1 protein-coding gene is annotated in these 228 nt (G+C 44.7%); it reads right to left on the reverse strand.

Annotated elements, in window-relative coordinates:
• Positions 1-228: phage terminase large subunit (locus D5S11_RS19800; RefSeq protein WP_206504755.1), on the reverse strand; the 228-nt coding region annotated here is incomplete at both ends.

A 228-nucleotide genomic window follows, 5' to 3' on the forward strand; every position in this document is an offset into this window, starting at 1 on the left:
AGGGTTCCATAAATACCATAACTCTGCGTTTGGTGTATCCCTTAATGTTGGGCCTAAAGTATCAATAGTGTTTTGCTTCGTCTTCGCTGCCTCTTCCATTAAGAATATTTTATAGTTAGACGCACCTTTCATATCGATAATGTTTTGCATGCCGCCAAAGGTAAACTTCCCGCCTGTCTTGTGTCTTATCTCCCAATGGCTCGGCACCGAACGAAAGCCAGCCAGCCC

The organism is Bacillus sp. L75, from assembly GCF_003676355.1.
Taxonomy (GTDB): domain Bacteria; phylum Bacillota; class Bacilli; order Bacillales; family Bacillaceae; genus Bacillus; species Bacillus velezensis.